We start from the raw sequence: 11,461 nt of genomic DNA, 5'->3' as shown, positions 1-11,461 counted from the left end.
CACGCTCCTCGTCGGCAGCGTCAGGTGTGGAGAAGAGACAGCACCACCACACACCCCAAAGAACATAAACACGCCCGGTAGTAGTTACGGGAGGACTGGCGTTCGCCCTGGCCATATTCACGCCCGCTAGTTGCACGACCACTGGTTGGTAGGTGCCCCCCATTCCAGCCCGGGCGGCAGGGCGCGGCCAAACGCAGATGCGGGCGGCAGGACGCAGCCAAACTCAGGTGCGGGCGGCAGGACGATACCGTCGTGTCGTGGCTTTTCAGCTCAGCTGGTCTGCCAGTTCGGCGATCTTTCGCTCCAGCGCGGAACGTTCGGCAGCGTTCGAGCACAGGTCGAGTGCTTCTGACAGGGCTTCCTTTGCCTCTTCAAGACGGCCCAGCCGGGTGAGGAGCTCACCTCGCACCGTCGGAACCAGGTGTGACCCCGTCAAAGCACCGCTGTCCGAGATTGCGTCCACCAACTGCAGCCCGGAGGCCGGACCCGAAGCCATGGCAACCGCAACTGCATGATTCAGTTCAACCACAGGCGATGGAACCAGTCGCCCCAGGGCCTCATACAGAATTACGATTCGTTGCCAATCCGTCTCCTCGGCACTCCGAGCCACCGCGTGGCATTCGGCAATGGAAGCCTGCAATCCGTAGGCGCCGAGACCTCGGCCCGCAGCCCCGGCAGTCTTAAGAGCTGCCCTGCCACGGTGTATCGCAGACTGGTCCCAACGTCGTCGATCCTGGTCTTCGAGAAGGACAGGCTGTCCGGCTGAATCGAGCCGGGCAGGAAAACGTGCGGCCGTCAGTTCCATCAAAGCGAGGAGGCCAAACGCTTCGGGTTCGGGAGCCAACCGAACCAAAATGCGGGCGAGCCGACGTGCTTCGCCGGCCAGTTCCGTACGCATCCACGAATCACCACCGGAGGCAAAGGCACCCTCGGAAAAAATCAAGTAGACCACCTGCAACACTGAGCCCAACCGCTCCGATATTTCGGCGGTCTCCGGCACAGCAAACGGCACGTGCGCGGCCGCCAGGGTTTTCTTGGCTCGCGTGATACGGGCCTGGATGGTCGGAACGGCGACCAAGAAAGACTTGGCAATCTCTTCCGTGCCCATGCCGCCCACCACGCGAAGCGTCAGGGCAATTCGTGCCTCCTTGGACAACACGGGATGGCAGGAGACAAACATCAAAGCGAGAACGTCGTCATCGATGGCATCAGGGTTGAACAAAGTGTCCACACCGGGTTCTTCCTCGGATAAATCACGGGCCAGCAAGGCATACTTCTCGTCGCGAACAGCACGCCTCCGGAACGAGTCGATCGCCCGACGCCGTCCCGCAGTCAAGAGCCAACCCGCCGGTTCCACGGGGATGCCATTCACAGACCAGGACACGAGGGCTTCTGCCAGCGCTTCCTGCGCAAGGTCCTCGGCCAGGGTGAAATCGCCGGTGTAGCGGGCAAGGGCGCCGACGATACGGGCGGATTCACTCCGCCACACCGCTTCGACGGCGGCCCTTGCCTCATTACTGCTCACGCCGGCCGCTGCTGACCGGAGAATCTTCGGTGTACCTCAGAGCTGACCGGTTTGCTGGCGCCATGCCCGTTCCTTTTGAATCCATTCGTTGTCTTGAGGGAACTCGTCAATGCTTGTCACGCGACGGATTTCGGTCTTGGTACCAGCAGTCATGGGTGCGCGCTTTGCCCACTCGATTGCTTCCTGCTTGGAGGCGACATCCAGGATGTAATAGCCGCCGAACAGTTCCTTTGTTTCTCCGTAGGGGCCGTCAGTGACCACCGGAGTTTCACCGGTGAAGTCCACCACCACGCCGTCCTTGGCGTCGTCCAGGCCTTCTGCGGCCAAGAGGACTCCAGCGCGGATCAGTTCGTCATTGAATTTGCCCATTGCCTCGAGGATCTCGTTGAAATCGATGTTCTCGAATTTGGCTCCTGTGTCGTGGAAAGCCGCCCTTCGACCTTCTCATCCATAGGTCGAACAGCGCGAGCAGAAATCGACAGCTTGTTGAAAACACATTGCAGGCTCATGTGCGCATACGGGTGTGGCCCTTGAACAACGTCAACCATCAGGCTGTCGTCAAGCACTGCGAAGGGGAGCCCCCGGACGTATCCGGAGGCTCCCCATATGGTCGGGTTCGCGCTGTAGTCTTAGCGCCCGCCTCCTCCGAGGACTCCGGCTTCAACGGCTTTGGTTACGGCATCAGCTTCTGCTTGCGTGAGCTTGCCGTCCGCGACCGCTTCGTCCAGTTTTGTCTTCAGAGCTGCGGAACGCTCCGCTTGGCCTGCGGCACGGATTTCTTCCAGTGCCGTGGCGACCTTGGCTTCATCGACGCCCAATGCTTCAGCGAGCGACTTCGCCAACGCAGCATCCTGCGCCGTACGGTCCGGCTTGGTTCCTTCCGTTCCCTCGGCCGGAGGCGCGGCGGGTTTGTTTGCCTCACGGAACGCTTTCAAGGCCTCGGTAACTTTCGCTTCGTCCACTCCGAGCTTGGTTGCCAACTCAGCAGCGATCTGTCCCCGATCGCGTCCGTGACCACCAAGCTTCCCCCCACGATCTGAGGGAGCGGTTGCATCCGCGGACGCTGTGGCGCTCGGCGAGGGTGTGGTGGCCGCCGTCGCGATGCTGGTAGCGCCCAATCCGGCTCCCAGTGCAAGCGCTCCGGCTGCCACGCCCAGGGTGATTCTCTTGAATTTCGACATATGCCTCTCCTCAATGAGCCGTTGGTACGGCTGGTGGTCTGAGGGACGGTCAATGGTTCCGTCCTCTTAACACCATGGGAGACCCGCCAAAGCCCCCGCTGTTCCGAACCTGTCATTCGGCTGTGAAAGTGACCCGGAATCTGTGAATGGGCTCGTCAGCGGACATCGTAATCAGCCGACAATCGTGGTCAGCGGACAGGGTGGTCAGCGGACAGCTGCTCAGCGGACAGTTAGCTCAGCTGGTGCGGTCCAGAGCGTCCAGCAGCCTCTTCACCGATCCGCCCAGATTCCAGTCAGTGGCCAATTGCTCAAGTTCAGCGCGCGCATCTCCGGTGACGGGACGCAGCTCGGCACCCGCCTCTTCCAGCGTCGGTACCGCGAGGTCGCGCACCACATTCACCACGGCGGGAGCCACTTTGAGATAGTCAGCCGCCGCGGACAGTTTGGCCCGGACGGTAGCCGACAACCCGCCGTCGGGAGCTTCCGCCGCCTCCAGCAGCCCCGTCAATGATCCGTGCGTTCCAAGCAGTGACGCCGCAGTCTTTTCTCCTATGCCGGCAACGCCGGGGAGACCATCGGAGGCGTCTCCCCTGAGTGTGGCAAAGTCGGCATACTGCCCGGGCAGGACACGGTACTTGCCCACCACCACGACGTCGGTGAGAACTTCCAGGTTCTTCATGCCGCGGGCGGTGTAGATGACGCGGACCCCACGGTCGTCATTGACGAGCTGGAAGAGGTCGCGGTCGCCGGTAACCACATCCGTAGGGATGGTCGCTTGGCTCGCATAGGTCCCTATGACGTCATCAGCCTCATGCTCGTCAACGCCCATCACGGCGATCCCGGCAAGGTCCAGTACTCGGCGGATCATGGGAATCTGCGCCTCAAGCGGGTCCGGAACCACCTCTACATCCGGACCATTCGAAACGATTTCCGCCACCCTGTGCGACTTGTAGCTGGGAATCAGGTCTACGCGCCACTGTGGGCGCCAATCGTTGTCCCAGCAAGCCACCAAGTGCGTGGCCTCGTAGTCGGTAGTGAGGCGGGCGATCATATCCATGAGACCACGCACCGCATTCACGGGCGTTCCGTCCGATCGGCGAATGGAATCGGGCACGCCGTAGAAGGCGCGGAAATACAAGGAGGCAGTATCCAAGAGCATCAGTCGCGGCATACCTGATCCTGACATGCCAGAGGCCCAATCTGCAGGAAGCTACACAAGGTCCGGCATAAGAGGCATCAAGGGCTTGAACGCACGTGTGAGCCGCATTACGATTATCGGAGCGATAATAGAACACCGTGTTCTATTATCGAACACCCATTGAGCAGAACGCCCATTGAGCAAGAGCCCACAAAGAAGTGAGGAAAGCCCGTGCAGTTCCACCACCACGGTTACGTATCCGGTGACCCCCGGGTCGAGCCGGCCGCCGGCGTCGGAATCAACCGCCCCACCGAGCTGCCCGACGAAGTTGATGTCCTCATCGTGGGCACAGGCCCTGCCGGCATGTTGACCGCGGCGCAGCTTTCCCAGTTCCCGGATGTCACCACACGCATTATTGAACGGCGTCCCGGGCGTTTAGCCATCGGCCAAGCCGACGGGATCCAGGCTCGCAGCGTCGAAACTTTCCAGGCGTTCGGGTTCGCCGAGCGCATCATCGCGGAGGCGTACCGGATTACGGAGATGGCTTTCTGGAAGCCGGATCCTGCCGATCATTCGCGTATCGTTCGGGCTGCACGGGCTGTTGATGACCCGGCCGGGATCAGCGAGTTCCCGCACCTGATCGTCAACCAGGCCCGCGTCCTGGATTACTTCGCGGAGTTCATGGCCAACTCCCCCACGCGGATGAGACCGGACTACGGTTACGAATTCCATAGCCTGGATGTCACGGGCCAAGGTGACTACCCGGTAACCGTCACGCTGGCCCACACGTCCGGCCCCAACGAAGGCCAGGAGCGGGTCATCCGCGCCAAGTATGTGGTGGGTGCCGACGGTGCGCGCAGCAAGGTTCGTGAGTCCATCGGCTGCCACCTCGCCGGCGACCAGGCCAACCATGCGTGGGGCGTCATGGACGTCCTTGCCGTCACCGACTTCCCGGACATCCGCACCAAGTGCGCCATCCAGTCCGGCGCCGGAGGCAGCATCCTCCTGATCCCCCGCGAAGGCGGCCACCTGTTCCGCATGTACGTGGACTTGGGCGAGGTCAACCCCAATGACAAGGGTGCCGTGCGCCGGACGACCATCGAACAGATCATCCGGAAAGCCAATGACATCCTCCACCCCTACACGTTGGATGTGCGCAACGTGGCGTGGCACAGCGTGTACGAGGTAGGCCACAGGCTCACAGACAGGTTCGACGACGTCCTGCCGGAGGAGCGCGGCACCCGCACTCCGCGGGTGTTCATCACTGGCGACGCCTGCCACACCCACAGCGCTAAAGCCGGACAGGGCATGAACGTCTCCATGCAGGACGGGTTCAACATCGGCTGGAAGCTCGGCCACGTCCTCGAAGGCCGCAGCCCCGAAAACCTGTTGGACACCTATTCCGCGGAGCGCCAGGTGGTGGCGAAGAACCTCATCGATTTCGACAAACAATGGTCCACCCTGATGGCCAAGAAGCCTGAAGAGTTCGAAGACCCCGCGGAATTGGAGACCTTCTACACCAGCACTGCCGAGTTCCCGGCGGGCTTCATGACGCAGTACGCTCCCTCGATGCTGGTAGCCGAGGCCCGACACCAGGAACTCGCCACCGGGTTCCCGGTTGGCAAGCGCTTTAAGTCCGCTCCCGTCCTCCGGGTCTGCGACACCAACCCCATGCACCTGGGCCACCACGCCAAGGCGGACGGGCGTTGGCGCATCTATGTCTTCGCCGATGTGGCCCAGGCAGGCGCCCAAGGACCGGTAGCGGACTTCGCGGAGTGGATCGCGAACTCGCCGGACTCGCCGCTGGCCGCGACGCCGTCCGACGCCGACCGCGACGCCTGGTTCGATGTGAAGGTGATCTACCAACAGGACCACACCAACGTTGATATCAACGCCGTACCGGCGGCTTTCAAACCGACGGTTGGGCCCTTCAAGCTCACTTACCTTGAGAAGGTTTTCGGCGCCGATCCCAACGCGGACATTTTTGAGTTGCGCGGACTGAGCCGCGACGGTGTGGTTGTGGTGGTCCGGCCGGACCAATATGTCGCCAACGTGCTGCCCTTGACCGCAACGGCGGAACTCGGCAAGTTTTTTGCCCCGCTGAAGTCAGCTGAGCGTACTGAGAGCACCGGGACAGAGCAGGGGCTGGTGAGTAACCAGGCCTAAGGGAGAGCAGCGGGGTATCGGGCCCCTGGCTCCCCGCTGTTCCAGCGCCACACCCTGACTGCTGTTCCATAGTGTCGGAGCCGTCAGGCAGAATGTGTTCCATGGGGCGTTGGAGCGAAGAGACAGTCATCAATGCGGCCCCGGACTCTTCCTCGCTGGCAGCAGCACGGAAGCTCGCACATCCCGGCCCGTGGTCCGAATCGGGCAGCAATGATGTCCTTGTGTGGGGCAAGTGCCAAGGCAGCGGAAAAACACCGTACCAGGTGAGCGTGGACATCGTTGCGCCCGCCTACCGGTGCTCATGTCCCAGCCGGAAGTTCCCCTGCAAGCACGCGCTTGCACTCCTGCTTCTATGGTCGCGGGGTGAAGCGGCGGAGGCCGGAACCGGCACCGCTGAATTCGCCAGGGAATGGGCCGCACGCCAGACGGTTGTTCCACAAGCGCACCTCCGTGCTGATCCTCGGCGCCTTGGTGGGCGGCATGATCCTGCTGGTCCTTGGCTTCACCCGTATTTTCTGGGTGGCGTTGGTGTTGCTCGCGTTGTGGGCCGTTGTTGGTTCCGCAGCTACGCCCGTCCGGCAGGCCTATGTCAACGACATGATCCCGTCGAAGCAGCGCGCGACTGTCCTGAGCTTCGATTCGCTGATGGGCTCCAGCGGCGGCGTAGTTATCCAGCCCGTCCTCGGCCGTGGAGCCGATCTTTACGGTTATCCGGCATCCTTGGCAATGGCCGGCGTAATTGAGCTCATCGCATTGCCGTTCCTGCTGGCCAGCCGGAAGCAGGGAGTCGCAGCCGACCGCGCCAGTACAGCCGAAGCCCCCGATACGGAATCCCTGCCATGAGCGTGGTGTTTGGGGCACGGCCGCCAGCCTGGTCGGATTGCATCATAAGTTCCAGGATCCCCACATAAGCCACGAATGCGCCTCACGTAAGGAAGACTGGCATGAACACTACAGAAAGCGCGGTTGGCACGTGATCTCCCTCCATCAGGACACCCAAGGCTTCATCCGAATGAAACGGCACTTTCCCGCCAGCGTCACCGTGGCCGTCCTTTTTGCCGACGGGACCCAGGAAGTCTTCACCGGGCAGCGCCTCAACGAGATCTACGACGAAGCGCTTGCGGCCTACCGCGCAGGGAACCACCTTGATGCAAAAGGCTTCGACCGCGGACCCAGGAAGAAGGTCCAGCAGGGAATTGAATTTGTCCCGGTCTCACCGGGAATGTCCAGCTGACTCAGCTACGTCCTGAGGCGTGGTTAACACAGAATGGTGTCCACGGCCTGGCCTCAAGCCTGCCCTCGGGAATGGCTGTACCGCAAACCGCGCACAGCCCGTAGCTTCCCTGGTCGATCCTCGCCAGCGCCTCGTTGATCTGTTCCAAGCCCACCCGGCTTTGCTCCATGAGGCCGGACGCCTGTGAAAGTTCGAACGCAATGGTGCTTCCCTCGGGATCGTGTTCGTCGTCCACATTGGAGTCCTGCCGGGCGAGGCTCACGGAGGTGATGTCATTTCCCAAGGCCTTGAGCAGTTCGAGTTTGCCGTTCCGCTCCTCCTCCAAAAGGAGACGAAACCGCTGGGCATCAACCATGGCGGATCATAACTCCACGGTGCCGCTTTCGCCTACGCTGAACCGGGAATGGGTGACCTTGGACTTGACCCATTGAAGTACCGTTGCGGCCGTACCGCCCGGACTGGTCCAATACTCTGCCGAGTCCGAGTCGACATGAAGCAAGCACACGTCCGGGGTGTCGGGACCATCAGGGAACCAGGCCTGTACAACCTGGTTCCACATCTCATGGATTTTTTGCCGGTCCGTGACAACCTCGGCAGTCCCGGCTACCGAGACCCACTCCGTGTTCTTGCCGAAGGAAACATTGACTCGCGGGTCCTGCCGCACATGGGCAACCTGCGAGGTTCCCAGCCCCGTGAAGAACCACATGTCGCCGTCGTCCTTGACTTCCTGGACGGCAAGCGGCCGACTGACCAACGAACCTTCCTCGTTGACGGTGGTCAGCATTCCGATCTTGGAATCGTTGATGATATCCGTGACTTTACTGATGGGCTGCTCTTCAGTCATACGGGCCTGCCTTCTCTTCGCCTCGGGGGCTTTCCCCATAGCCACCCTATTAGTAAGGCTACTGATTTGCTAGGCGGACAAGTAATATCGCTGGCAGGCAAAGACAAAGCACCGCCCTTTAGGGAATCATGCTGCGGCTTCATCCGTTCTGTTTGATAGTGACATGCCGACGGCGGTCAGGCTTGCCCCACTCGGGCCAGGCAAAACGACGGGAAGTTTGGGGACTGCCATGACGTTGAACGAAACCATTGACCGCCTTCGCGCCGCGCACCTCATGGTCCGCGATGCCCATGAATGGGATGCTCTTTCCGCCGATCTCCGTAGCGCGTACGAGGCTAACGACGAAGACCGTATTGAGCAACTACAGCAGCCTTTTGTCCAGTCCTGGCGTACGGTCACGCACTACGTCCTGCGCGACACTTTCGACGCAGCAGGCATAGCTGTAACTGAGCCCGCCCATCCTTGGGGAATAGCTACCCTGACCACTAATGGCAGCAGCCGCGAACCGCTTCTCTGCCTCGCGGACCAGACATTCGGGCAGGGCTCGTCAGTTGCCGCAATGAACGCACCGCATCTGCTCACTTTCGCTGAAACCATGACGTACTACACGGAGTGCCTGACACCCCTGTTCGAACACGCCCGTGAAGATCAGGCACACAACGCCCGGTAGGCCAATGCCACCCATCACCAAACCGTCACTTTCACGCAAAAGGCTGATGTGGCCTTTGGTGTGCCCAGGCGTGTGGATGACGCGCAGCCCGCGAATTAGTTCACCATCCACCGCGGGCCGGACATCCGCATGGAAAGGCAAGGCGCGGATGTCCGCTTCGCCTGCCCACACCACAGCACTGTCCGTGTTCGAAAGTACATCGTCCATACCGCCCATGATCTGCATGTGAGTGTGTGAGCACGATGTCGGAGACGTCACCCCAGCCAGCGCCCAAACGTTCCAGCGCCTGTTGCATGTCGACGGCGCTGCCACGCATCCCCGTATCGATCACGACAATCCCGCTGGAAGCAGGCAACACAAAGCAACGAACGTCGAAACTGATCTCCGTAGGGCCGGCTATTCCTGCAGGCAAATGACTTGCCGGACAATGGCTTCTGGTTGGGATTCGGGAACCAAGGGAGCTGACTGAATACCTCCCTGCATTGAAGTCACCCTCTCCGGGCTGGTGGCGGTCCATCAATAACAGTAGGGATGTACTCCAGTAACTGCGACCGGCCATCGAACGTCCGGCTGTTCACCAGTTCCAACGCGACATCCGGATAGCCGTCATAGATCCGCTCGCTACCGGTCCTTCCCGTGATCACCGGAAACACAACCAATCGGAACCTGTCCACGAGGCCGGCTGTCAGCAGGGAACGGCAAAGACTCAGACTGCCAAGAGTGCTCAACGTGCCGGTTCGGGTCCTCTTCAATTCCCGAACGGCTTTCACGGCGTCACCGGAAATGAGTTCCGAGTTAGGCCAAGCCAGGGGCTCCTTCAAGGTGGAGGAGAACACTATTTTTGGCATGGCGGCCAACCCACTCAAGCTGGCGCCTTCTTCCTCGGAAAAGCCCGAGCCAGCTTCAGAGGCTTCCTCCGACATGCTGGACATCACCCGATACGTGTTCGCACCCATCAGGGTGGTGAAGTCCTTCTTTCCTTCCTCTTCAAGCCAGGCCAGGTATTCCGGACCCTCAAGTCCCCACCAGCCAGGCCAGCCTTCGGCAGACGCGTAGCCGTCCAGAGAAATGATCAGGTCCACCATCAGGGTTGCGGCGCTCTCAGACATAGCAATCTCCTCGGCTTAGCCATGCGGGTTGACCGTGCGCGGAAATGCTAGCCCCGGAGCTATTGGACGTTCAAGGGGTCCACGCTAAATCAGGAGAAGGACGAACCCTCCGAGGGTGCTCAGGATCCCAACGCCAGTGAGGATCCATCCCAAAATCAACACGGTGTTGTCATGGCGCGGGGGCTGCAGGGAGCATCGTGAGGGATGGCAAACATCGTAGTGGACAAGCACTGCGCCAGGATCAACGCTGCCATCACGTGCAGGGATGTCCATCAGTACCTTTTGTTCCTCGTTTGCCCGATCCACCCATTGCACCCCCAAAAAGCCACCTGCGGCGAACTGTTCTCCATCCGCGGTCTCCCAAGTGCACCGGCGCTTGGCAATGATCCAGGCGCAGATCAAAAGGGGCACGCCCGGAACAAACCCCACCCACGTCATTATCTCCAGGATGGGGCCAAGGACATCCAGGGAACCGGCCATGAGTCGATCCTAAGCGCCTAAGGACGTGGATCGAGACTCTCTTCAAGACCTGACACCGGGATGTCAGGAAAAGCTCTTCGTTGCGCCACGGAATCGAAGGCCGCTGCGCCCGACTCCATCCAGAGCGCAGCTGCTGCCATTCTGGCCATAAAGGGAGAGAAGGGTCGCGCGCCGACGGACATCACGTGTAAAGCGGGCACCGGTATTCGTTTGATAGAGCCTCCGCCGGCGTGGCGCAGAATGGCAGCGGCAACTGCGTTGAGCGAATGGGTCCCGGATCCCCACTCCACGGTTCGTCCTCGCAGTGCCTGGTCCGATAGAGCGCGGCCGACCAGCGCTGCCGCGTCTGCCGTGGACGTGAACGTCACCGGCGTACTACCGGATCCGAAGACCAATACGTAGCCTTTCGTCTTCAGCGGTTGGCTCATGGAGGCCACGAACTGTTCGAGGTTCGCCCCCATCCGTATTGTGGTCCAGGCCAATCCCGAGGACTTCAGTGCTTCCTCTGCCGCAAACTTCATGCGGAGGAACTCCAGTGGCGCATCGGCAGCAGCACCGTGCATGGACATCATCACCAGGTGTTCCACCCCGCCACTTTTTGCCGTTTCCAGAAGCCGCAACGCACCATCACGGTCAACACTGCGCGGCGTGCCTCCCCGCCTCAAACCGAACCCCGACGCCGCAAAGACCACCTGCTCGCAACCATCAACGGCAAGCTTGCAGTCCGACATCGAGGACAAGTTGCCCCGTACAATCTCGACGCCATCAGGCCCTTGTTCGGGAAGAGGCTGCGAGTGACCACGAGCCATGACGCGGACAGGTTGCCCTGCAGCAGCGAGGTCACTGGTCAGACGAACACCCAAGCGGCCCGTGCCTCCCACGACGAGAATCATGGCCCCGGCGCAACAAGACGGTGGGAACCGGCGGTGGAACGGACCACGGCGTTGACGCTACCCAATGCGTGGTCCACAGGTTTGAGGTGGAAGTGCACGGCTGCGAGCCCTCCTTAGTGAACGTTGCCTCAACTCTAGCGGCGAACCTCCCTGGGGGTTAGCCTCAATACCGTTTACTTAGCGGCAATTCTGTTAATCTTGGGGCATGGCGCGCAGCGGAT

The 11,461-nt window shown here is 61.0% G+C and carries 13 protein-coding genes and 2 pseudogenes; 5 read left to right on the top strand and 10 right to left on the bottom strand.

Annotated elements, in window-relative coordinates; translation table 11 throughout:
- Positions 1–265 precede the first annotated feature (265 nt).
- The 4 genes from ACLRGI_RS22950 to ACLRGI_RS22935 form a co-directional block, all read right to left on the bottom strand.
- The gene (locus ACLRGI_RS22950; protein WP_419203747.1) at positions 266–1,525 is read right to left on the bottom strand and encodes an RNA polymerase sigma factor; all 1,260 of its coding nucleotides are present in this window, start codon (positions 1,523–1,525) and stop codon (positions 266–268) included.
- A gap of 36 nt (positions 1,526–1,561) precedes the next feature.
- Entirely contained in the window at positions 1,562–1,921 is a 360-nt protein-coding gene (locus tag ACLRGI_RS22945) for a YciI family protein (RefSeq protein WP_419203748.1), read from the bottom strand.
- Between the two features lie 233 nt (positions 1,922–2,154).
- Positions 2,155–2,706 carry a Clp protease N-terminal domain-containing protein gene (locus ACLRGI_RS22940; RefSeq protein ID WP_419203746.1) on the bottom strand — a complete coding sequence of 184 codons (552 nt, stop codon included), beginning with the start codon at positions 2,704–2,706 and terminating at the stop codon, positions 2,155–2,157.
- 235 nt (positions 2,707–2,941) lie between these two features.
- On the bottom strand, positions 2,942–3,877 hold the full coding sequence (locus ACLRGI_RS22935; RefSeq protein WP_419203745.1) for a 5'-3' exonuclease: 936 nt from the start codon (positions 3,875–3,877) through the stop codon (positions 2,942–2,944).
- Between the two features lie 198 nt (positions 3,878–4,075).
- Here ACLRGI_RS22935 and ACLRGI_RS22930 point away from each other — a divergent pair, with 198 nt between their 5' ends.
- From ACLRGI_RS22930 to ACLRGI_RS22915, 4 genes and pseudogenes are all read left to right on the top strand, one after another.
- Positions 4,076–6,010, top strand: coding sequence for an FAD-binding monooxygenase (locus ACLRGI_RS22930; RefSeq protein ID WP_419203744.1), 1,935 nt, complete (start codon positions 4,076–4,078; stop codon positions 6,008–6,010).
- A 92-nt stretch (positions 6,011–6,102) separates the two neighbouring features.
- Positions 6,103–6,357 (top strand): annotated as a pseudogene (locus ACLRGI_RS22925) (SWIM zinc finger family protein); the annotation flags it as partial.
- Positions 6,358–6,424: 67 nt separating this feature from the next.
- Positions 6,425–6,853: pseudogene (locus tag ACLRGI_RS22920) on the top strand (MFS transporter); the annotation flags it as partial.
- A gap of 130 nt (positions 6,854–6,983) precedes the next feature.
- Positions 6,984–7,244: a hypothetical protein gene (locus ACLRGI_RS22915; protein WP_419203743.1), complete on the top strand. Its 261-nt coding sequence runs from the start codon at positions 6,984–6,986 to the stop codon at positions 7,242–7,244.
- Position 7,245: 1 nt separating this feature from the next.
- Here ACLRGI_RS22915 and ACLRGI_RS22910 read toward each other — a convergent pair whose 3' ends face one another.
- Positions 7,246–7,599, bottom strand: a complete 354-nt coding sequence (locus ACLRGI_RS22910) for a TraR/DksA family transcriptional regulator (RefSeq protein ID WP_419203742.1) — start codon at positions 7,597–7,599, stop codon at positions 7,246–7,248.
- A gap of 6 nt (positions 7,600–7,605) precedes the next feature.
- Positions 7,606–8,088: a pyridoxamine 5'-phosphate oxidase family protein gene (locus tag ACLRGI_RS22905; protein ID WP_419203741.1), complete on the bottom strand. Its 483-nt coding sequence runs from the start codon at positions 8,086–8,088 to the stop codon at positions 7,606–7,608.
- A 229-nt stretch (positions 8,089–8,317) separates the two neighbouring features.
- Here ACLRGI_RS22905 and ACLRGI_RS22900 point away from each other — a divergent pair, with 229 nt between their 5' ends.
- A complete protein-coding gene (locus ACLRGI_RS22900; protein ID WP_419203740.1) occupies positions 8,318–8,758 on the top strand; it encodes a hypothetical protein in 441 nt (146 codons plus the stop codon).
- 100 nt (positions 8,759–8,858) lie between these two features.
- On the opposite strand, the gene ACLRGI_RS22895 is transcribed toward ACLRGI_RS22900, so the two are convergent.
- The 4 genes from ACLRGI_RS22895 to ACLRGI_RS22880 all read right to left on the bottom strand — a co-directional run bounded on the left by ACLRGI_RS22895 (position 8,859) and on the right by ACLRGI_RS22880 (position 11,240).
- Positions 8,859–9,275, bottom strand: a complete 417-nt coding sequence (locus tag ACLRGI_RS22895) for an MBL fold metallo-hydrolase (RefSeq protein WP_419203739.1) — start codon at positions 9,273–9,275, stop codon at positions 8,859–8,861.
- The gene (locus tag ACLRGI_RS22890; protein ID WP_419203738.1) at positions 9,247–9,867 is read right to left on the bottom strand and encodes a dihydrofolate reductase family protein; all 621 of its coding nucleotides are present in this window, start codon (positions 9,865–9,867) and stop codon (positions 9,247–9,249) included. The genes ACLRGI_RS22895 and ACLRGI_RS22890 overlap by 29 nt, the downstream gene beginning before the upstream one ends.
- 84 nt (positions 9,868–9,951) lie before the next feature.
- The gene (locus ACLRGI_RS22885) at positions 9,952–10,347 is read right to left on the bottom strand and encodes a hypothetical protein (RefSeq protein ID WP_419203737.1); all 396 of its coding nucleotides are present in this window, start codon (positions 10,345–10,347) and stop codon (positions 9,952–9,954) included.
- A gap of 17 nt (positions 10,348–10,364) precedes the next feature.
- Positions 10,365–11,240 carry an NAD(P)H-binding protein gene (locus ACLRGI_RS22880; RefSeq protein ID WP_419203736.1) on the bottom strand — a complete coding sequence of 292 codons (876 nt, stop codon included), beginning with the start codon at positions 11,238–11,240 and terminating at the stop codon, positions 10,365–10,367.
- Positions 11,241–11,461 lie beyond the last annotated feature (221 nt).

The sequence above is a fragment of the Paenarthrobacter sp. PPS72 genome, assembly GCF_048537125.1.
Lineage (GTDB): Bacteria > Actinomycetota > Actinomycetes > Actinomycetales > Micrococcaceae > Arthrobacter > Arthrobacter nitroguajacolicus_E.
This window is presented reverse-complemented; position numbering and strand designations above follow the sequence as displayed.

Coding starts and splice junctions, on each gene's coding strand:
- ACLRGI_RS22905 (WP_419203741.1), bottom strand. CDS start 8,088: ATGACTGAAGAGCAGCCCATCAGTAAAGTCACGGATATCATCAACGAT.
- ACLRGI_RS22935 (WP_419203745.1), bottom strand. CDS start 3,877: ATGCCGCGACTGATGCTCTTGGATACTGCCTCCTTGTATTTCCGCGCC.
- ACLRGI_RS22940 (WP_419203746.1), bottom strand. CDS start 2,706: ATGTCGAAATTCAAGAGAATCACCCTGGGCGTGGCAGCCGGAGCGCTT.
- ACLRGI_RS22890 (WP_419203738.1), bottom strand. CDS start 9,867: ATGTCTGAGAGCGCCGCAACCCTGATGGTGGACCTGATCATTTCTCTG.
- ACLRGI_RS22910 (WP_419203742.1), bottom strand. CDS start 7,599: ATGGTTGATGCCCAGCGGTTTCGTCTCCTTTTGGAGGAGGAGCGGAAC.
- ACLRGI_RS22885 (WP_419203737.1), bottom strand. CDS start 10,347: ATGGCCGGTTCCCTGGATGTCCTTGGCCCCATCCTGGAGATAATGACG.
- ACLRGI_RS22895 (WP_419203739.1), bottom strand. CDS start 9,275: ATGGACCGCCACCAGCCCGGAGAGGGTGACTTCAATGCAGGGAGGTAT.
- ACLRGI_RS22880 (WP_419203736.1), bottom strand. CDS start 11,240: ATGATTCTCGTCGTGGGAGGCACGGGCCGCTTGGGTGTTCGTCTGACC.
- ACLRGI_RS22900 (WP_419203740.1), top strand. CDS start 8,318: ATGACGTTGAACGAAACCATTGACCGCCTTCGCGCCGCGCACCTCATG.